21 protein-coding genes are annotated in these 18,510 nt (G+C 70.0%); 18 read left to right on the top strand and 3 right to left on the bottom strand.

What is annotated here, in order from left to right; genetic code table 11:
• Window positions 1-2 precede the first annotated feature (2 nt).
• Window positions 3-1,253 carry a GNAT family N-acetyltransferase gene (locus tag ACFY9E_RS10140; protein ID WP_390981228.1) on the bottom strand — a complete coding sequence of 417 codons (1,251 nt, stop codon included), beginning with the start codon at window positions 1,251-1,253 and terminating at the stop codon, window positions 3-5.
• Window positions 1,254-1,415: 162 nt separating this feature from the next.
• On the opposite strand from ACFY9E_RS10140, the gene ACFY9E_RS10135 reads away from it, so the two are divergent.
• Window positions 1,416-2,594, top strand: coding sequence for a SpoIIE family protein phosphatase (locus tag ACFY9E_RS10135; RefSeq protein ID WP_390981226.1), 1,179 nt, complete (start codon window positions 1,416-1,418; stop codon window positions 2,592-2,594).
• Between the two features lie 64 nt (window positions 2,595-2,658).
• A complete protein-coding gene (locus ACFY9E_RS10130; protein WP_390982043.1) occupies window positions 2,659-3,096 on the top strand; it encodes an HD domain-containing protein in 438 nt (145 codons plus the stop codon).
• A 15-nt stretch (window positions 3,097-3,111) separates the two neighbouring features.
• Here the strand turns inward: ACFY9E_RS10130 and ACFY9E_RS10125 are convergent, their stop codons facing one another.
• A complete protein-coding gene (locus ACFY9E_RS10125) occupies window positions 3,112-4,224 on the bottom strand; it encodes an acyltransferase family protein (RefSeq protein ID WP_390982040.1) in 1,113 nt (370 codons plus the stop codon).
• Window positions 4,225-4,917: 693 nt separating this feature from the next.
• On the opposite strand from ACFY9E_RS10125, the gene ACFY9E_RS10120 reads away from it, so the two are divergent.
• From ACFY9E_RS10120 to ACFY9E_RS10105, 4 genes are all read left to right on the top strand, one after another.
• A complete protein-coding gene (locus tag ACFY9E_RS10120) occupies window positions 4,918-5,112 on the top strand; it encodes a hypothetical protein (RefSeq protein ID WP_010041885.1) in 195 nt (64 codons plus the stop codon).
• 107 nt (window positions 5,113-5,219) lie between these two features.
• Entirely contained in the window at window positions 5,220-7,589 is a 2,370-nt protein-coding gene (locus ACFY9E_RS10115; protein ID WP_390981224.1) for a PQQ-binding-like beta-propeller repeat protein, read from the top strand.
• Window positions 7,590-9,129: 1,540 nt separating this feature from the next.
• Entirely contained in the window at window positions 9,130-9,687 is a 558-nt protein-coding gene (locus ACFY9E_RS10110; protein WP_390981222.1) for a hypothetical protein, read from the top strand.
• Between the two features lie 387 nt (window positions 9,688-10,074).
• Window positions 10,075-10,656, top strand: coding sequence for a hypothetical protein (locus ACFY9E_RS10105; RefSeq protein WP_390981220.1), 582 nt, complete (start codon window positions 10,075-10,077; stop codon window positions 10,654-10,656).
• Window positions 10,657-10,673: 17 nt separating this feature from the next.
• Here ACFY9E_RS10105 and ACFY9E_RS10100 read toward each other — a convergent pair whose 3' ends face one another.
• The gene (locus ACFY9E_RS10100; protein ID WP_390981218.1) at window positions 10,674-11,141 is read right to left on the bottom strand and encodes an NUDIX domain-containing protein; all 468 of its coding nucleotides are present in this window, start codon (window positions 11,139-11,141) and stop codon (window positions 10,674-10,676) included.
• Between the two features lie 18 nt (window positions 11,142-11,159).
• On the opposite strand from ACFY9E_RS10100, the gene ACFY9E_RS10095 reads away from it, so the two are divergent.
• The 12 genes from ACFY9E_RS10095 (at window position 11,160) to ACFY9E_RS10040 (ending at window position 18,478) form a co-directional block, all read left to right on the top strand.
• Window positions 11,160-11,939: a GntR family transcriptional regulator gene (locus tag ACFY9E_RS10095; protein WP_306928107.1), complete on the top strand. Its 780-nt coding sequence runs from the start codon at window positions 11,160-11,162 to the stop codon at window positions 11,937-11,939.
• A 139-nt stretch (window positions 11,940-12,078) separates the two neighbouring features.
• On the top strand, window positions 12,079-12,432 hold the full coding sequence (locus ACFY9E_RS10090; RefSeq protein WP_390981216.1) for a hypothetical protein: 354 nt from the start codon (window positions 12,079-12,081) through the stop codon (window positions 12,430-12,432).
• A gap of 2 nt (window positions 12,433-12,434) precedes the next feature.
• Window positions 12,435-13,790, top strand: coding sequence for an FtsK/SpoIIIE domain-containing protein (locus ACFY9E_RS10085; protein ID WP_390981214.1), 1,356 nt, complete (start codon window positions 12,435-12,437; stop codon window positions 13,788-13,790).
• A gap of 81 nt (window positions 13,791-13,871) precedes the next feature.
• Complete coding sequence (locus ACFY9E_RS10080) at window positions 13,872-14,552, top strand: DUF2637 domain-containing protein (protein WP_390981212.1); 681 nt, start codon at window positions 13,872-13,874, stop codon at window positions 14,550-14,552.
• 19 nt (window positions 14,553-14,571) lie between these two features.
• Complete coding sequence (locus ACFY9E_RS10075; protein ID WP_390981210.1) at window positions 14,572-14,766, top strand: hypothetical protein; 195 nt, start codon at window positions 14,572-14,574, stop codon at window positions 14,764-14,766.
• Window position 14,767: 1 nt separating this feature from the next.
• Window positions 14,768-14,959, top strand: coding sequence for a mobile element transfer protein (locus ACFY9E_RS10070; protein WP_031108984.1), 192 nt, complete (start codon window positions 14,768-14,770; stop codon window positions 14,957-14,959).
• A gap of 9 nt (window positions 14,960-14,968) precedes the next feature.
• Window positions 14,969-15,124 (top strand): hypothetical protein, encoded by a 156-nt coding sequence (locus ACFY9E_RS10065; RefSeq protein WP_365253092.1) that lies wholly within the window; start codon window positions 14,969-14,971, stop codon window positions 15,122-15,124.
• Between the two features lie 24 nt (window positions 15,125-15,148).
• Window positions 15,149-15,472, top strand: a complete 324-nt coding sequence (locus ACFY9E_RS10060) for a SpdD-like protein (protein WP_390981208.1) — start codon at window positions 15,149-15,151, stop codon at window positions 15,470-15,472.
• A gap of 89 nt (window positions 15,473-15,561) precedes the next feature.
• Window positions 15,562-15,744, top strand: coding sequence for a hypothetical protein (locus tag ACFY9E_RS10055; RefSeq protein ID WP_390981206.1), 183 nt, complete (start codon window positions 15,562-15,564; stop codon window positions 15,742-15,744).
• Window positions 15,737-17,116 (top strand): replication initiator protein RepSA, encoded by a 1,380-nt coding sequence (repSA, locus tag ACFY9E_RS10050; RefSeq protein WP_390981204.1) that lies wholly within the window; start codon window positions 15,737-15,739, stop codon window positions 17,114-17,116. The genes ACFY9E_RS10055 and repSA overlap by 8 nt, the downstream gene beginning before the upstream one ends.
• Window positions 17,109-17,321, top strand: a complete 213-nt coding sequence (locus ACFY9E_RS10045) for an excisionase family DNA-binding protein (protein ID WP_390981202.1) — start codon at window positions 17,109-17,111, stop codon at window positions 17,319-17,321. Before repSA ends, ACFY9E_RS10045 begins: the two co-directional genes overlap by 8 nt.
• Window positions 17,321-18,478 (top strand): tyrosine-type recombinase/integrase, encoded by a 1,158-nt coding sequence (locus ACFY9E_RS10040; protein WP_390981200.1) that lies wholly within the window; start codon window positions 17,321-17,323, stop codon window positions 18,476-18,478. Before ACFY9E_RS10045 ends, ACFY9E_RS10040 begins: the two co-directional genes overlap by 1 nt.
• The last annotated feature ends 32 nt before the right edge of the window (window positions 18,479-18,510 follow it).

Genomic DNA, 18,510 nt, shown 5'->3' with positions numbered 1-18,510 from the left:
GATCAGAAGCCGTGCGGCAACCACGGCACCGCACCCGCCCCGAACCCGAGCGACGCCTCCGCCAGCGCCCCCCGCCGCACCTCCCGCACCCGCCCCGCGGCACCCAGCGAGGCCAGCGACACACCGCCGAGATACGCCGCGCCCAACTCCCGCACGGACAGGGCGAGATCCGTCGCATCCGCCGTACGCTCGCAGGACGCCCCCTTCGCATCCCCGCTCAGCCGCCAGCGCCCGGCGTTCCAGGGGCAGAACGCGTCCTCCACCTCGAACACCACATCCACCGGCGCCTGATACGTCCGCGCCTCCAGCGCGGCCCCCACCTCCACCGGCCGCACGTACAGGGAGTCCCGCAACCGCAGATTGCACCGCCGCACGTCGGACGCCAGGTACTGCCACGCGTCGTCCACCGGCCGCCCCCGCACGACGATCGTCGAGGTCAGGTCGATCCCGAACAGGAACCGCCACAGCGCCGCGTCCGCCGCGGGGTCCAGCGCGGCCGCATCCTCCAGGACCACCCTGCCGTTGGGCCCGGGTGACTCCCACACCGGCTTGACGCGATAGCGCGCGTACCCGACCGTCTCCCCGTCCCGCTCGGCGAGCACGCACTGCAGGGGCGACGCCCCGTCCCGCTCGCTCTCCGGATCGAGCACCCCGAGCCGCTCCCAGCCGGGCCGCCGCTCCAGCATCCCCGGCCGCGCCGGCACCAGCCGGGCGTACACCGCCTCGCACACGTCGAGCACCTCGGCCGGCGCCGCGTACCGCACCCGTACGTCGTCCGTACCGTCCGGCACCGACAGCCGCACCCGGCTCGTGTCGATCTCGGCATGCAGCGAGAAGGTCGCGTTGCCGTATCCGAACCGCCCGTAGATCGCCGGCTCGGACGCCGTGAGCACGGCCAGCGGCTCACCCCACGTGCGCACGTCGTCCAGCTGCCGCCGCATCATCGAGGTCAGGATGCCGCGCCGGCGGTGCGTGGCGGCCACGCTGACCATCGTGACGCCCGCGACCGGCAGTGACGCGCCGCCGGGCACGGTCAGCCGGAAGCTGAACGCCCCGGCCGTCCCCACGCACTCGTCCCCGTCCCAGACACCGAGTGAACGGTCGAACTCGGTCAGGGAGTTCCACAACTCCCGCTCCTCGGCGGCCTCCGGCACCCCTCCGAAGCCTCGGCTCAGGGTGTTGTACCACTTGTCCCAATCGTCCTGCCGGAGGACCCGCAGGTCGGTGGAAAGGCCGTTCGCGTCAGATGCCATGAGCCATGCCTACCAGGGCGATGCGGGGCGAGCGACAGAATTTCTCCCCGGTGACGGCAGTGCTGCGCGCGGTGAAGTTCACTGTGAAGTCGGCCCTCGGAAGGGGGACAAGTGGGACCTCCCGTGCCAAGGGGCTGGTCCGATGGATAGGGTCCCGAACTAATGGCATCAGGACGGCAGCGGCGCGCGGAAGCCGACACGTTCACGGCCCGGTTGAAGAAACAGTGGCACCGGGTCCGCGTCGGCGTGCGCCGAGCCGCCGTGGACTACTTCCGCGGCAACGGCTCGGACTGGATCGCCCTGGCCGGTCTGCTCCTGATGGTTCCCCTGATCGCGACGGCGACGCTGGCGAACTCGGTGTGGTTCTCACCGGCCGCGCTGGTCCTGCCGGTCGTCGTCGGCGGACTGCTGCTCCGCCCCGCGAGCCTGCTCGGGCTGTACGCGGCGGCGGCCACGGCCCTGATCGTGGAGTCGGTGCGGCTCGGCCCGTACACGGAGGGCCCGTCGAGGGTCACCCCGGGCATCGTGCTCGTGGTCGCGGCCTGCGGTTTCTTCGGGCTGCTCCTGGCCCAGTTCCGCAGCCGGGTCGGTGTGCCCTGGCGGCGCGGCGGCACCATGCTCTTCGACCTGCGTGAACGCATCCGGGTGCAGAGCAAGCTGCCCGACCTGCCGGACGGCTGGCACCGGGAGATGGCCCTGCGCCCGGCGGGCGGCCAGTCCTTCTCGGGTGACTTCGTGGTGGCGGCCCGCACCAACGGCGGCCGTACGCTCGAAGTCGTCCTCACCGACGTCTCCGGCAAGGGCATGGACGCGGGCTCCCGCGCCCTGCTGCTGTCCGGCGCGTTCGGCGGCCTGCTCGGCTCGCTCCCGCCGCACGCCTTCCTCCCGGCCGCGAACGGCTACCTCCTGCGCCAGGACTGGGAGGAGGGCTTCGCCACCTCCATCCACCTGGTCCTCGACCTGGACTCCGGCGACTACGAGCTCTACTCCGCGGGCCACCCGCCGGGCCTCCAGCTCAGCGCCGGCAGCGGCCGCTGGGAGGAGAAGGCGGCCGAGGGCCCGCTCCTCGGGGTGTACGACGGTGCCCAGTTCGACCCGGTGAAGGGCTCACTGCGGCCGGGGGACGTGCTGATGCTGTTCACGGACGGCCTGGTGGAGACCGCCGACCGCGACATCGTCGAGGGCATCGACCGCCTCACCGGCGAGGCCGACCGCTATGTCGCCGGCGGCTTCCACGGCGCCGCCTGGCATCTCATCGAGGCCGTGGCCAAGGACGTCAACGACGACCGGGCCCTGCTGCTGATCTGCCGCGAGGGACCGACGGCGGCCGCGACCCGCTGAGGTGGGCCCCGGCCCGGGCGACGCTGCGCGGGGGGACACTGGAGCAGTGACCGAGACATCCCCCATGACACTGGCCCAGGTGGAGGCCACCGCCCGGGCCGCGCACGCCGGCCAGACCGACAAGGCGGGCCGGCCCTACGCCGAACACCTCCGGGCCGTGGCGGAGGGCGTACGGGCCCGAGGTGGCGACGTGGAGCAGATCGCGGCGGCCTGGCTGCACGACGCCGTGGAGGACGACGCGCTCTCCCCTGAGTGGCTGCGCGGGGCCGCGCTGAGCAGCCGCACGAAGGACATCGTCCTCGCCGTCACCAAGCGGGCGGGGGAGTCGCCGGAGGAGTACGCGGCGCGGATCCTCGCCACGCCCGGCGCGCTGCTGGTGAAGGAGTCGGACCTGGCGCACAACGCCGACCCGGCCCGCCTCGCGGTCCTCGACGAGGCGACCCGCACACGACTGACCGAGAAGTACGCACGGATGCGCGCACTTCTCGGTCTCGTCGGATGAATCCCGCCCCGAGGGTCAGGCGTTGACCTTCTCGCGTTCGCGCTCGCGCCGCTCGGCGCCCTGGCGTTCGCGGGCCAGCTCGGCGGCGTCCCGCTTGAAGGCCCAGTCCATCTTCGGCTCCATCGCGAACCGGAAGACGCGCTGCACCGGCTTGGTGCACAGCACCGTCACGACGGCGGCCGCGAGGGCGGTCACGAGGATCTCGCCGGCCGGGTGGTGCAGCCAGGACGCCTCGAACCAGCCCTGGTAGTCGCCGGCCTTCACCAGGAAGCCGTGCAGCAGGTAGCCGTAGAGCGTGCCGGCGCCGAGGGCCGTGAACCACATGTGGCGGCGCGGCACCCAGGCGAAGAAGCAGGCCGTCAGCACGAGGGAGCAGCCGAACATCGCGAGCACCATGACCGGGCCGGTCCACCACGGGGCGCCCAGCTCCTGCGCGGCGTCACGGTGGTAGAACCACGCGGTGTTCATGCGCGGCACCGCCCACCAGCTGAAGGCCAGCGCGACGGCGAACAGCGGCACCGAGGCGATCCGCACCGAACGGCGGCGCACCATGTGGAAGTGCTCGGGCTTCATCACCAGGCCCAGCACGAAGAACGGCAGGAACTGCAGGACGCGCTGCAGGTCCAGGTCGTCACCGATCTCCGGGGTGACCGTCGCCAGCATGGCCAGACCCAGCGCCAGCGGCAGCGGCCAACGCACCAGGTTCCAGATGGGGGTGGTGAGACGCCAGACGAACAGCGCGACCAGGAACCAGGTCAGGTACCAGGGGTCGAGGAGGCTGATCTCCTGATGCGGGTCGTTGTCGATGACCCGCTTGAAGAGCGGATAGGCCGTCTCGAAGATGATGTACGGCACGGCGACGCCGGTGATCAGGCGCTTCAGCCGGTCGGGCCGCATGTCGAAACTGCGGGAGAAGTAGCCGGAGATGATGATGAACGCCGGCATGTGGAACGCGTAGACGACCTGGTACGCCGCCTCGAGTACCCGGCTGTCGCCCTTGAGCGGCTCCCAGGCGTGGCCCATGGCCACCAGCACGATCGCGAGGTACTTGGCGTTGTCGAAGAACGCGTCGCGCTGTCTGCCGTTCTGCTTCTTCTGCGTGCTCTGCGGCGAGCGCGGGCTCGGCACTCCGTCGACCGGCGACTGTGCCGGGGGAAGTGGCGCCCTGCGGTCGCCGTTCGGTCGCAGCGAGTTCGTCACAGACCCTCCCACCAGGAGCTCGGGGAGACGATCCGGGACCTCGCTGCGCGTACGGGGGACGAGGCAGCGTGGAACATCTGAGGCACCCTAGCGTTTCCTGCAGCTATTCGTAAAACGCCGGACGTGATTCCTGGCTATTCGCTGCGGGTACCCCGGATTACGGGCAGTTGACGCCACTGTCGGCGTGATGGCCAACACATCGTCTGATGCCGGATTGTGTGCATGCTCAGGCCCTACTTGTCGTGATACTTCCGGACTAAGCGACGCATAAGACCAGCAGGCGACTCCCGCGGAATGTCCGCTTCCATCCTCTTCGGTCCCCGCTCCGCAGGGGTGTTGGTGAGTCTGTGGCAACAATTCGAATTAGCTGCGAACGCGTTGTGTGGAGACGGAAACGAAGCGGTCGAATTACCTGTGCGGGTGGCCCGTCGAATTGCCGTACGACTCCCTGGTGTCGCCCCCCGCGCGCAGGCGACACGCGCGGGTGGGGGCGACACGGGCGTAGTCGATGCGTCACCGGCCGCATAGCCAGGCCAGGTTGGTGGCACGATGGTTCTGGCGGGGTGCGCGGGGTCGCGTCCCCGGGCCGGGAGAGCGAACCGACCGAGGGTGTGATCAGTTGTGGCCATTTCACTGTCTGTGGTGCTGCTGTTGGCAATCATCCTTGTGGTGTTGCTGAGAGGGGGATCCATCAAGGCAGGGCCGGCGATCGTGGCGATCCTCTTCGGCTTCTTCCTCGCCTCGACCGGCATGGCCCCGTCCATCAACCGGTTCCTCAACTCGATAGCGGAGACGATCAACTCCATCAGCTTCTGACCGGGCGGGACGGCCCACCTCCCGAGCCCCGCGCTGCGGGCCCGGCGCGGAGGCGGTTACGCTCGCCCCGACCACAGGACGGTGCGTGACGGGGGGAACGTACGGGGATGGCGCTGCGCGATTCTGACCCGGCGGAGGTGGGCGGCTACCGCATCGAGGACCGTCTCGGCTCCGGCGGCATGGGTGTGGTCTACCTGGCCCGCTCCGCCTCCGGCAGACGCCTGGCGATCAAGGTCGTGCACAGTCAGTACGCCGACGACGACGAGTTCCGCACCCGTTTCCGCCGCGAAGTGGCCGCCGCCCGCCAGGTCAGCGGCGCCTTCACGGCCCCCGTCGTCGACGCGGACGCCGACGCCACGCATCCCTGGATGGCCACGCTCTACATACCGGGCGCGGACCTCGGCTCACACGTCCGCGAGCACGGCCCGCTCCCGCTGCCCCGCCTGCGCGATCTCGCCGCCGGCCTCGCCGAGGCGCTGCGCGACATCCACCGCGCCGGAGTCGTCCACCGCGACCTGAAGCCGGCCAACGTGATGCTCGCCGAGGACGGCCCCCGCGTCATCGACTTCGGCATCTCCCGCGCCGCCGAGTTCGCCGCCTCCGACGTCCTCACCCAGACCGGCCGCGTCATGGGCACCCCGCCCTTCATGTCCCCGGAACAGTTCGCCGCCCCCCAGGACGTCGGACCGGCCGCCGACATGTTCTCCCTCGGCTCGGTCCTCACCTATGCCGCCACCTGCCGCGGCCCCTTCGACAGCCCCAGCCCGTACGAGACGGCCCTGCGCGTCGTCGAGGGCGAGCCGGACCTCACCGGCGTCCCCGGCGAACTGCTTCCCTTCATCCGCCTCTGCCTGGAGAAGCACCAGAAGTCCCGCCCCGCCGCGGACGAACTGTTCACCCTGCTCCGCGAAGGCGGTACCCCCCGCACCGGCACGCCACGCCCCGTACGCCCCTGGCCGGGCGCACGGCCGACCGAACCGGCCGTCACGGCATGGCCCGACGCGGCCCGCACCGAGCGGGGCGAGACGTCCCGTCCCCTGCCCGACGAGGCGGACGGCGGGGCGGACGCCGAACGGCCCGGCGCGCCGCGCCCCCGACTCGACAAGACGCCGACGGAACAGCCCCAGCCGCCACGCGACCCGTCCGGGCACCCGGAACCCGGGGCCGGCCGCACCCGCAGCCGCCGCCGGCACGGGCTGCTGCTGGTCTCGGCCGCCGTGACCGTCGCTCTCGCCGCGGTCGTCACCACGACCGTCACCCTGATCCAGGACAACGACCGCCCGACCCCCTCCACCACCACCAGGGCGGCCGACCTCCCCGAGGGGTGGAAGCCGTGGGTCGCCACGGCGAAGGCCCCGGTGGACAGCGAGGGCGGCCTGGGCGGGGCCGACACGTCCTTCAGGAGCTGCTCCGTCGTCGACGCCTCCCTCGTGTGCGCCGGATCCGACCTCATGGCGACCCGCTTCGGTCTCGCCGACGGTCGCAACACCTGGAGCCGGCCCGTCGACACCACACCCGACGGCGCCTCCGGCGACGAGGGCGCACTCATCGGCACCGGCGACGGACGCGTCTACGCCTACGGGGCCGAAGACGCGGAAGGCACGAGCGGCGTGGGTTCCAGCTACACGGTCCACGCCCTGGCCGCCGACACCGGCAAGGAGCTGTGGCGGACCCCGACCGGCAGCGGCGAGATGGCCAGAGTCCCCCTTGCGCCCGGGGGCGGTGCCACGGCCGTGGCCGAGGGCGTCGTCACCTTCTACGGAGCGCAGGGCGACGAGTACGCCCTGCTCGACGCGGAGACCGGCAAGGTCCGCTGGCGGCAGCCGGAGCCGGGCGCCTGGGGTGACTGCTTGCTGGACTCGGCGGCCGGCCGTGCCTACCTGATCTGCACGACCGAGGTCGACGACGAGAAGCGCGCCAGAACCACCGTTTCCCAGATCGACCCGGCCACCGGGAAGTTCCGCTGGACCGTCAAGGCCGAGGGTGCCTTGGAGATGCTCGGCCCGCAGGAGGGACATCTGGTGTTCGTGGACGGCACGTCCGCGGCCCGCGGCCTCACCCTCATCGACGTCTCCTCGCACGAGCTCACCGTGCGACGGCTGGCGAAGCCCCGGCCCGAGGCGTCGAGGGCGTACCTGGTCCGAGGCACCGTCTACTTCACGCGCGGCAGTGGCGGCGTCCGCGCCGTCGCGCCGCTCACCGGGCGCACACTGTGGGAATCCAACTCCACCCTGGAGCGGCAGGGGCCGCCGACCGCCTCCGCCACCCACGTCTACTTCGCTTCGCCCAGCGGCCGCCTCGCCGCCCTGAACGCGCGCAGCGGCAAGGTGGAGGCCACCCGGCTCGGCCGCGACGACGGCGGCCGGGTCGACAGCATGCTCGTCACCTCCGGAGCGCCGCTGTTCCTCGTCGGCGACGCCCTGTACGTCCCGTACGGCGTCCGCTCCGTCTACAGCGTCGACGTCCGGGACCTCTGACCCCCGGCCGTCCGGCAGCGGTCCATGGCAGTCCGGCCCGTGTCGCCGGCCGATGTCGGCCGACGAGGCGACGATCGGTGAAGAGGCGGAGCGCTCACGGCGCGGGTCCACCCACACCCGATCGGGGGCCGGCCCGTCACGGACACGCCGGACTGAACGCAGCCCCCAGAAACACTCAGGGCCAGGCGGAGGAATGATCCTCCGCCTGGCCCTGAGCCGTATGGAGCGGGCGACGGGAATCGAACCCGCGTAGCTAGTTTGGAAGATCGCGTATGCGGATGTGCGCTGACCTGGCGAGACGTCAACCTGCGCGTTTGTGACTTGGTCGCCGTGGTTCCCTGCTGTTCCCTGACTCGTGCCCTTGGATCGGGCACGTAGGGGGCACGTGTGGCTCTCTGTCGCGCTCGTGCGAGCTGGGAGGCTCGGTGGACGGCGCTGAACTCCTTGGCCCTCACGCGAGCGTGTAGCGCGTCAGGGCTGGCGCGACGACGCACGCGGTGATCGTGAGCATCCCATTCTCGTGTGGCGAAGGCAGTGGTGAGGAAGGACACTGACCAGTGACGATAGTCGTACAGGGCCGTCGGTGTCTGCCCATGTCCGTCGGTGTTGATGTCAGTGACGGATGTCAGGCGCCACCGCCCAGGTGTGGAAGGGCGGGACACGGGGCTCCATGTCAGACGCTTCGATTGCCTTGATCAGCTCAGGGGCTGCACTGACCGCCAGTGCGATCACTGGTGTCCTCACCTGGTTCGCCGGCCACAGCAACCTGACCCGTCAGTTGGCCGCTCAGAAGGAGACTCGTCACGAGCAGTACCGACGAGAGGTGTACGCCGCGTGCCTTGAGTCACTCACGGCGTTTGTCGTAGCGACGCAAATGTACGCCAAGCACGTGCCTGCGGGTGACGAACTATCGACCCAAGCGGCTCGACAAGATGTCGAACACCAGCTCGAGGTACAGCTCCACCGAAGCACTGAGCTTCAACTAGTAGGGCCTGATGCCCTGGTCCAGTCCTTCCATTGTGCGGCCGATGCCGTGACGGACCTAGCGACCTTCATTGACGAGATGCCGCGCGGGGAAAGCGGACCTGGCGATCCCTTGGACGCGGTACTTCCCCGCTTTAAAGCAGCCTCTGAGGCTGTTGACGACTTCGGTTTGGACGCCCGCAGGGAGCTCGGGTTGGGTTGAGACGTACTTGCGCCTGCGGTCGCGGTCGACGGAGGCCGAATGATCCAGTCAAGCTTCGCTGTCCGGGCCAGGGAGTACCAGCTTGGAAGATCGCGTATGTGGGTGCGGGCTGACCTGGCGAGACGTTGACCTGCAGGTTCCTGAGACGCTTCCCGGCGCTCCCCGTCGCTCGCCGTCTCGGCGGGCACGTGCAGGGCACAGACGGCCCTTCTCCGACTCGTGCAGCCGCACGACGTCTATCCGTACCGGTTGCGGCTCAGCTGGCCTCTGGCGGCTCGTACAGGGAGCGAGCGGGTGACCATGAACTTTTCCTCATCGTATGCGGGACGCCGTCCTGCTCGCTTAGATGTCACCGTGGCTGAACAGTCGATCGCTCTCATCGGCGCTGCGAGCGCCCTTGCTGGCGCGGCTCTGGCAGGAGTCTTCACACTCCTCAAGGGGCGTCAGGATCGCTTAGACAGGCAGCTAGATCGCAATGAGCAGCGGCTCATCATGCACCGTGAGGCACGTCGGGACGCGTACGCCCGTTTCCTCACCGCCTATCACGAGGTGGATCGAAGCTTCGGGGAGGTCAGGAAGGCCGTACCGCCGCCAGAACCGGGGCTGCCGGTTCCTCCGGCACTGTCTGGTGTGGAAGCAGCGATCACTGCCCTGTCGGAAGCTGGAGCCACCGTGTCCCTCGAAGGGCCTGTTGAGATGAGTCTTGCGGCCCACGACTTGGTTGTGGCGTGCTCCTCTCTCCTCCGGGAGTTTGCTCAGCTGGCGCACGACAACATTGGCAGCGATACGAGACTCTGGGCGTACGACTGCCGAGCCAGGGATCAGGCAGAAGAAGCGATGGATCACGCCTTCTTGGCCTTCACCGTTTCCGCTAGGAAGGTTGTTGGTGGGGATGCCCCTGGGATGCAGTAGCTGTGCCGCCCGGTCGGTGGAGCGGCTTTGGGCTGGAGCTGGTCTGGGGCGAGTGATCATGGCCCCGTAAGCTTCCGGCGCGTCGGGCAGTCTGTGGACCTGCCCGTTAAAGCACGACGTTGGGGCCATGATCTTAGAGGCTCGCCCCAAAGTGGCTGCCTAAAGCCGTGGAGCCGACCGCCCCAGCCACAGAGGGTGTCTCCCACTCCATGCCCGCAGCTCGCCAGCGCGCCGCCGGGCGCGGCCAGCCGGGGCGCAGACAGGAGGCAGGCCGCGCCGCAGAGGCGGCGCGCGCCCGCGCCGTGCGCGGGCCTTGATGAAGTAGGGAAAGTCTTATCCCACGCATCGTGGCTTGGCCCAAGTCGCCCCCACCGCCGATGATGAGGCATGGATCAAGGACAGGCCGCTATCTGGGCAGCGGCGATCGGTGTTCCCGGTGTTCTGCTTAGTGGCGTGCTCTCCTATCGGGCTGGTCGTCGGCAAGTCCGTGATCAGGGTGCCAACGAACATCTGCAGTGGCTCCGGCAGCAGAGACAGGAGCGCTACGTCGGCTTCCTTCAGACAGTGGATCTTTGTCTGAAGGCCCTGGAAGGCCATAGCGGCGACCTCGCCAGCCTGTCTGATCAACTGGACTCGAGTGACGTGGATGCCGCCACTTACGACTTCGCACCGCTTTACATACCTCGTGACGTTTTGCGGAGTATCGAGGAGCTGGCGAAGAGTCGGGACAGCCTGCTCATGCTCGGCCCGGACGAAGTCGACGACCGGGCGCAGGCTCTCTTCACCGCAGTGCTGAACTACTGGAGCGCTCATGGCGACGCCTTGCGTGCACTCCAACTGGGGCCGTGGCCCCTGCCGGACGACGAACCGGCTTGGACTGCCCTTGCTGATGCCGATGATGAGACTGTGGCGCGGCGCCGAGAGTTCATCGCCGCTGCAAGAGAGAACTTGACGACCCCGCCGAAGTGAGCGCTTCACATAAGGTGTTAGAGACGTCCTTCGAAGAGCTGCGTGCCGTCGTGGCTCCGGACATGCGGGCCGTTGCCATCCAGCGCGTCCAGGAGCCTGATCGCGTAGACCTCGGACATGCGCTCGCTGACCTCGTCGGGGGTCAGCCAGGAGACGGCTGTCGATTCGCTGGACGTGCGCTCGATGCCACCGGAGGGCTTGCAGCGGAAGACCAGGGCCACAACGCCTCGGGTCGTGTTCTTGTAGACGCCGGTGAGTTCGTCCACCTCGACGTGGATGCCTGTCTCCTCCCAGACTTCGCGGGCAACGCCAGCCTCTGGCGTCTCGGCCAGTTCGAGCACACCGCCGGGGAGCTCCCAGGTTCCGTTGTCCGCTCGGCGGATCGCCAGGAGGCGTCCGTCTTCGCGCACCACCACTCCCGCAACGGATACGGAGTGCAGCGGCGGCGACGTTGCTTCCTGTGGTTGACTCATGTACAGGAGCATAGGAGGCAGGGAAGGACTATGGGAACCGCAGTAGAAGGAGGCAGGTCCGGGCCTCGATACGTGCAGATCGCAGACGAGATCGTGCAGCAGATCCGGGCGGGCGTGCTCAAGCCGGGCGACATGGTGCCGAGTGAATCGGAGCTGGTGGAGCGCTACGGCGTCTCCGGTGGCACGATCCGCAAGGCCATGGTCGAGGTGCGCGCGAGCGGGCTCGTCGAGACCCGGCACGGCAAGGGCTCGATCGTGAAAGACCGGCCGCCGGTGCGGCACCGCTCCTCCGACCGCTTCCGGCGCTCGCTCCGCCAGGGCGGCAAGGCTGCGTACCTCGCGGAATCCGCACAGTCCGGCGCCACCGCCAAGGTGAGCGTCCTCTACATCGGACCCATGGAGGCCCCCGCGGATGCCGCCCAGCGGCTGGGCGTCCCCGCCGGCACTCAGGTGCTCGCCCGCCGACGCCTCTACTTCCGCAACGGCACTCCGGTCGAGACCGCCTCCTCGTATCTCCCATGGGACGTCGTCAAGGAGATCCCGGAGCTATTCGCCGAGAACCCGGGCGGTGGTGGCATCTACGCCCGACTCGAGGATCACGGGCACGAGTTCGCCGAGTTCGTCGAGACGCTGCAAGCTCGGCCAGCCTCCAAGGCGGAAGCTTCTGAACTGGCCCTCAGCCCGGGTGCACCCGTAGTTCACCTGATCCGCGAGGCCCGTACCACCGCAGGGCTCGTCGTCGAGGTCTGCGACACCCTCATGGCCGCTGACCAGTTCGTTTTCGAGTACCGGATCCCAGCCGCCGACTGACGCCCGCTCAACTCACCGCAACCCGTCGCGTGTTCTCTCTCGCGGCGGGTTGACTCATGTATAGGAGTCGTGCACTCTTCTCTATGTCACTCATGTACATGAGTGACGAAGTCCAGCCTCTATAGAGGAGTGTTCTGCTGTGCGTCAGATCCCCGTTGAGACGTCCGGCGCGACCGTGATGGTCGCCAAGGCCCCGCAGCCCAAGGTCCGTGACCGCCGGACCGGCGAGATCGCTATCGACGCCGACGGCGTCAAGCTGATGACCGTCGACGTGATGTTCGCGGCCAACGACGAAGTCGAGATCCTGTCCATCACCGTCCCGGAGCCCGGTATCTCCAGCGACCTGGCCATGGGCACCCCGGTGGCTCTGACGGGCTTGATCGCCCGGCCGTGGGAGAACGAGTTCAACGGCCAGAAGCGCCACGGGATCGCGTTCCGTGCGGTCGCGGTCACCTCGCTGGCCGTCACCGGCTCGGCTTCTGAGGCGGCCTGATCATGACCTGGTTCATGGTCGCTGTGGTTGGGGTCGTCGCCGCTGCGGGTCTCCTGCGGTGGCGGCGTCCCGCCTGGTACTGGCTGACCTTCGGGGTCGCCCTGGCCATGGTGCGGGTCCTGGTCCGCTACGCCTCGGTCATGGACGCCTGCGGTCTGACGGTCCCGCCCTCGCGCTGGCGCCTGGCTCTGGCCCGGGTGGCCAACCGGCCGGTTCCGGAGTCGCGTGTGCCGCGCATCCTGCGGTTACGGCCGACCAGGACCGGCCTGGTCCTCCGGCTCAAGCTCCGACCCGGTCAGGACGCCTTCGACGTGTCGGCGGCCACGGACCGGCTGCGGCACTCCTTCGGGATGTACGGCGTGACCTCCCGCGAGGTGCGCTCGGGTGTGGTTGAGGTGCGGATGACCGGCTACGACGTGCTCAAGCAGGTCCAGATGCCCGCCAAGACCGACACGCGTCCGATGCGGGTTCCGGTCGCGCTGCGGGAGGACGGCTCGGTGCACTACCGCGACTACCGCGCGGTCCCGCACGGCCTGACCCTCGGGGCCACGGAGTCCGGCAAGTCGGTCTACCAGCGCAACCTGGTCGCCGGGCTGGCCCCGATGGACGTAGCGCTGGTCGGCATCGACTGCAAGCAGGGGGTTGAGCTGTTCCCGCTGGCCCGTCGGTTCTCCGCCCTGGCCGACAACCCCGACACCGCCCTGGAACTGCTCGAAGCCCTGGTATCGCACATGGAGGAGGTCTACCAACTGATCCGGGCCGAGCAGCGCATCAGCGTCGCAGTGCCGGATGCGGAGATCGCCGCCGACATCTGGGACCTGCCCGACGACATCCGCCCCGTCCCGGTCGTGGTCCTGGTCGACGAGGTCGCCGAACTCGCCCTGTTCGCCAGCAAGGACGAGGAGAAGCGCCGGGACCGCATCATCACCGCCCTGGTCCGTCTCGCCCAGCTCGGCCGCGCGGCCGGCATCTACCTCGAAATCTGCGGACAGCGCTTCGGCTCCGAACTCGGCAAGGGCATCACCATGCTCCGCGCCCAGCTCACCGGCCGCACCGCCCACCGCGTCAACGACGAAACCTCCGCCAACATGGCCTTCGGCGACATCTCCCCGGACGCCGTCCTGGCCGCCATCCAGATCCCCGCCGAGACACGCGGCATCGCGATCGCCGGTGACTCGACCGGCGGCTGGCACCGCATCCGCGCCCCACACACCTCGCTGCGCCAGGCCGTGAACACCTGCAACAAGTACGCCGACCGCACCCCCGACGTGCCCGCCCTGGCCGCCTACCGGCCCGCGGTCGCCGCGCTGCCCTCGGCCCGGGCGCCGCTGTCCAAGACAGCCCCCGCCACCGCCTGACCCTCCCCGCTCCACGGTCGGCGCGACCGCTTCGCGCCAGGTCCCTACCCCTCCAATGCCTCACGACAGGAAGGAGCCGTGATGACTCGCCCCGCTCTCCGCATAGATGCCGTCCTGGTCCAGGCCGTCATCGCCGGGGCGCTGTCCTTCGCCCACCTCCACGACCTGGCCGCCGCTGCCGGACAGGACGGCTGGAAAGCCTGGGCCTACCCGATCAGCGTGGACCTGCTCCTGGTCGCTGCCTGGCGGCGGCTCCGCAACGACGGACCGTCCCGGCTGGCCTGGTGCTGGTTCGTGATCGCCCTGGTCGCCTCCCTCGGCGCCAACGTCGCCACCGCCGGACTCCTCGACCTGACCGACGTCCCGGCCTGGTTGCGCATCCTCGTCGCCGCCTGGCCCGCCCTGGCCTTCATGGGCGGCACCCTCCTCGCCCACTCCGCCACAGACCGGGAGCCGGAACCGCCGGCACCCACAGCCCCGGCCACCGAGCCGAACCCCCAGCCGGTTACCGAGCCAGAGCCGATCACCGAGCCTGAGCCGGTCCCGGCGGTCGACGACACCCCGGCCCTTCCGGCTGCCGAGCCCGCCCCTCCCGTGCCCGCCACTGCTGTGCCGGTCCCGGCCGCGCTGGTCGACCACGCCCGCAAGGTCGCCGACGACCACCGCACCCGTACCGGCACACCGATCGACACCGACACCCTGCGCGCCCGCCTCGGCGTCCCGCCCCAGCTCGCCGACGCCATCGCCGCCCAACTCAGTTGACACCGACGGGAGACACGCCATGACCAGCGACCCGGCCGACCTCACCGCCGCCGACCACCTCGACGCCGCCCGCGAGATGGCCGCCGCGAACCGGCCCTACCTCGCCCACCTGCTCGCCGAGGAAGCCGCCCGCCGCACCACCGACCCGGCCACCGCCGCCGGTATCCGCGCCGCCTTCCCCGACCCGGCCCTGACCCGAGAGGAGACCGACTGACATGCCCGCCCGCGACCACTTCCACTCCGTGATGCGTATCGGCCCGGTGCAGATCGGCACCCACCGCGACCGCCACGGCCAGACCAAGTACGCCGCCGTGTGCACCGCCGACCGCTGCGGCTGGTCCTCCGACTACTCCAGCCAGTCCGCCGCCCAGCTCGCCGCCCGCACCCACCGCTGCCGCGTCCGCTAGGAGGCCGCCATGGAAGTACCGCTCTGGCTCGCCCTGCTCGCCGTCGGCTACCTCGGCGTCAAGCTCATCCGCCCGCCCGCCTGGCTCATCGCCGTCCTGCTGCTCGGCGGCTTCCTCCTCGCCGACAGCGTCCTCGCCCCCGCCATCGACACCTTCATCAAGTAACCACCCCGGAAGGGAGAACCGCCGATGTTCCGTCCGAAGATCCCGACCATGCCCACACCGACCGGCCACGTCACGCCGCCTGCCGTGGTCGAGCCGACCACCATCGTCCCGGCCGTCCAGACCTCGCAGCCCTCCCCGGCGGCTCCGGCGCCCGCGCCGTCCCGGCCGACGGTGCAGCTCACTCCCGGGACCGCGCTCGCCCTTGTCGGCGGCGGCACTGCCGTGGTCCTGGTCGTCGGCGCCGTCCTGGTCTCCATGCTGCTCGCCGTCGCCATCACCGGCGCCTCGGTCGCCGTCTGCGCCGTCGTCCTGCGCTCGCTGCTCGCCTCCGAGACGAAGCGACGCTGACCGGCCCCCGGAGCGGCCTCAACCGCCAAGTCTCGTCCGCTCCGGGCGCCGTCCCTGTCCGATCCACTGAACCGGAAGGAACCCCCAGCATGACGCACCGCACCACACCGAGGCCCCGCATCTGCCCGAACTGCGACGGCTTCGCCACCGCCGCCATCACCACCGGCAGCCGCGACCAGCACGGCCACCGGCACACCATCACCGCCAACTGCCCGGCCTGCCACGGCCAGGGCACCGTCCCCGCCCGCGCCCGGGAGAGTGCGCGTGCCTGACCTGCTCGACCCGACCACCCTCGGCGACCTGCTGAGGGTGGCTTCGGCCTCTGACTACCACCGCTGGCACGAGCAGATCCGCCGCACCGGCGGCTGCGCCGACCCCATCCACCTCACCGGCTGGACCCTCACCAAGGACAAGACCACCGGCGAAACCCTGCACCACTACACCACCGCCAACGAGCCGGGTGGCCGTCTCCGTATCGCCTGCGGCAACCGCCGGGCCTCCCGCTGCCCGTCCTGCGCCTGGACGTATGCGGGCGACACCTACCACCTCATCCGCGCGGGCCTGGCCGGAGACGACCGCCGCGACATCCCCGCCACCGTTCGGGATCACCCCCGCGTCTTCGCCACCCTCACCGCCCCCTCGTTCGGCCCGGTCCACAACCGACCCGACCATGGGGCCTGCCGCTGCGGTGCCCGCCACGCGGCGGACGACCCCGCTCTCGGAACGGCCCTCGATTCGGCCACCTACGACTACGCGGGTGCAGCGCTGTTCAACAACCACGCCGGACAGCTCTGGCAGCGCTTCACAACCCGGCTGCGCCGCGAGATCGCCGCCCGCGCCGGGCTCACCCGCCGTGAACTCGCCGACCACGTCCGCGTCTCCTACGGCAAGGTCGCCGAGTTCCAGAAACGCGGCGCCGTGCACTTCCATGCCGTGATCCGCATCGATGGCCCCGACGGACCGGAGACTGCCCCGCCGTCCTGGGCCACGGTCGACCTCCTCGCCGACGCCATCCGTGCAGCTGCTGCGCACTCGTACACCTCGGTCTCGGTCCCGGCCGCCGAGGACCAGCCTGCTCGTACCTTTCGCTGGGGCACCCAGCTCGACGTGAGGCCCGTGAAGGCCTTCGGTGACGGCTCCGACATCACCGAACAGGCCGTCGCCTCCTACGTCGCCAAGTACGCCACCAAAGCCGCCGAGAACACCGGCACCCTCGACCGCCGCATCGGCGAACTCGCCGAACTCGACCGCCACGGCGTCCCGGACCACACCCGCCGCCTCATCCAGGCCTGCAAGGACCTCGACCCGCTCTACCCCGACCGGCGCCTGTGGGCCTGGGCACACATGCTCGGCTTCCGGGGCCACTTCTCCTCCAAGTCCCGCCGCTACTCCACCACCCTCGGCGCCCTCCGTCAGGCCCGCGCCGACTACCGCGCAGCCCAGGAACACGCAGCCCTCGGCCTGGACGACTGCGAGCCGGACACCGTCCTGGTCTTGGCCGACTGGCAATACGCCGGACACGGCCACACCCCCGGCGAATCCGCCCTCGCCGCCACCATCGCCCGCGACCTCCAGCTCAACCGCGAAACCGCCCGCGAAGCCCTCGCAGATCTGCGATCGGAAGGAGAGCACGACCATGAATGAGCGGTACCTCAGCGTCGACCAGGTCGCCGAGCTGCTCGGTACGACGGTGCGCTTCCCCCGGCGCCTCATCGAGGAGCGGCGCATCACCTACGTGAAGGTGGGCCGTCACGTGCGGATACCCGAGAGCGCGGTTCGCGAGTTCATCGACGCCAACACCGTGCAGCCGCGGCGGCGTGGAGCAGCCCTTCGGGGGGTGGCTGCCTGATGGCACAGAAGCGCCGGCACTTCGGCCGGGTCCGCAAGCTCCCGTCCGGTCGCTACCAGGTCCGCTACCTCGGCCCCGACGGGCAGCTCCGGCCCGCGCCCCACACGTTCCGCACCAAGAGGGATGCCGACGACTGGCTTGCCGACAAGCAGACCGAGCTTCGGCGCGGCGACTGGCACGACCCCGATGCCGGGAAGGTGCTGTTCGGTGAATACGCCACTGCGTGGATCAAGGAACGCGAACTGACCTCCACCACGCGGCAGCTCTATGGCTCGCTCCTGCGGCACCACCTCGAACCCGCCTTCGGGGCCGTCAACGTCGCGGAGATCTCGCCCCCGCTCGTCCGACGCTGGCGCGCTGACAAGCTCGCGTCCGGCACTGGCCCCACGACCGTCGCCAAGTCCTACGCCCTGTTGCGCGCGATCATGGGCACGGCCGTTGCCGACCAGATGGTCAGGCGCAACCCATGCACGATCAAGGGCGCCAGCACCGTGCACACCCCGGAGCGGCCGACCGCCACAGTGCAGGAGGTCTACGACCTGGCCGACGCCATAAAGCCCCGCTACCGGACGCTGGTGCTGATGGCCGGATTCCTCGGCCTGCGCTGGGGCGAGCTGATCGGCCTGCACCGCCGTGACATCGACCTCGACCACGGCACCGTGCGCGTCCGCAGGGCTGTCGCCGAGCTGTTCAACGGACAGCGCGAGATCAAGGCTCCCAAGAGCGCGGCGGGCAAGCGCACCGTTTCGATCCCGGCGGCGATCACCCCGGACATCCGTGACCACCTGGAGCGCTACGCCGAGGCCGGCGCCGACGGCCGGGTGTTCCTCGGCGCCAAAGGGGCGACCCCTCGTCGGAACCACTTCAACCGGCTGTGGCGCAAGGCGTGCAACGAGGCCGGGATCAAGGGCCTGCACTTCCATGATCTTCGGCACACGGGCAACACCCTGGCGGCCTCCACTGGCGCGAGCACACGTGAGCTGATGACCCGCATGGGCCACAGCACCGCCCGGGCCGCGCTGATCTACCAGCACGCCAGCGCCGCACGCGACCGGCTGATCGCCGACGCCCTGAGCGACCTGGTCGACAAGGGCCGCAAGCCCAAGCCGAAGCAAGATCAGGAGCCGGAGGGGCACGCGGGGGACACGCCGGACTGAACACAGTCCCCGGAAACACTCAGGGCCAGGCG

It is taken from the genome of Streptomyces sp. NPDC012466 (assembly GCF_042955215.1).
In the GTDB taxonomy this organism is placed as follows: Bacteria; Actinomycetota; Actinomycetes; order Streptomycetales; family Streptomycetaceae; genus Streptomyces.
Note: the sequence above shows the minus strand (reverse complement) of the source record. Positions and strands in the feature narration are given on the sequence as shown.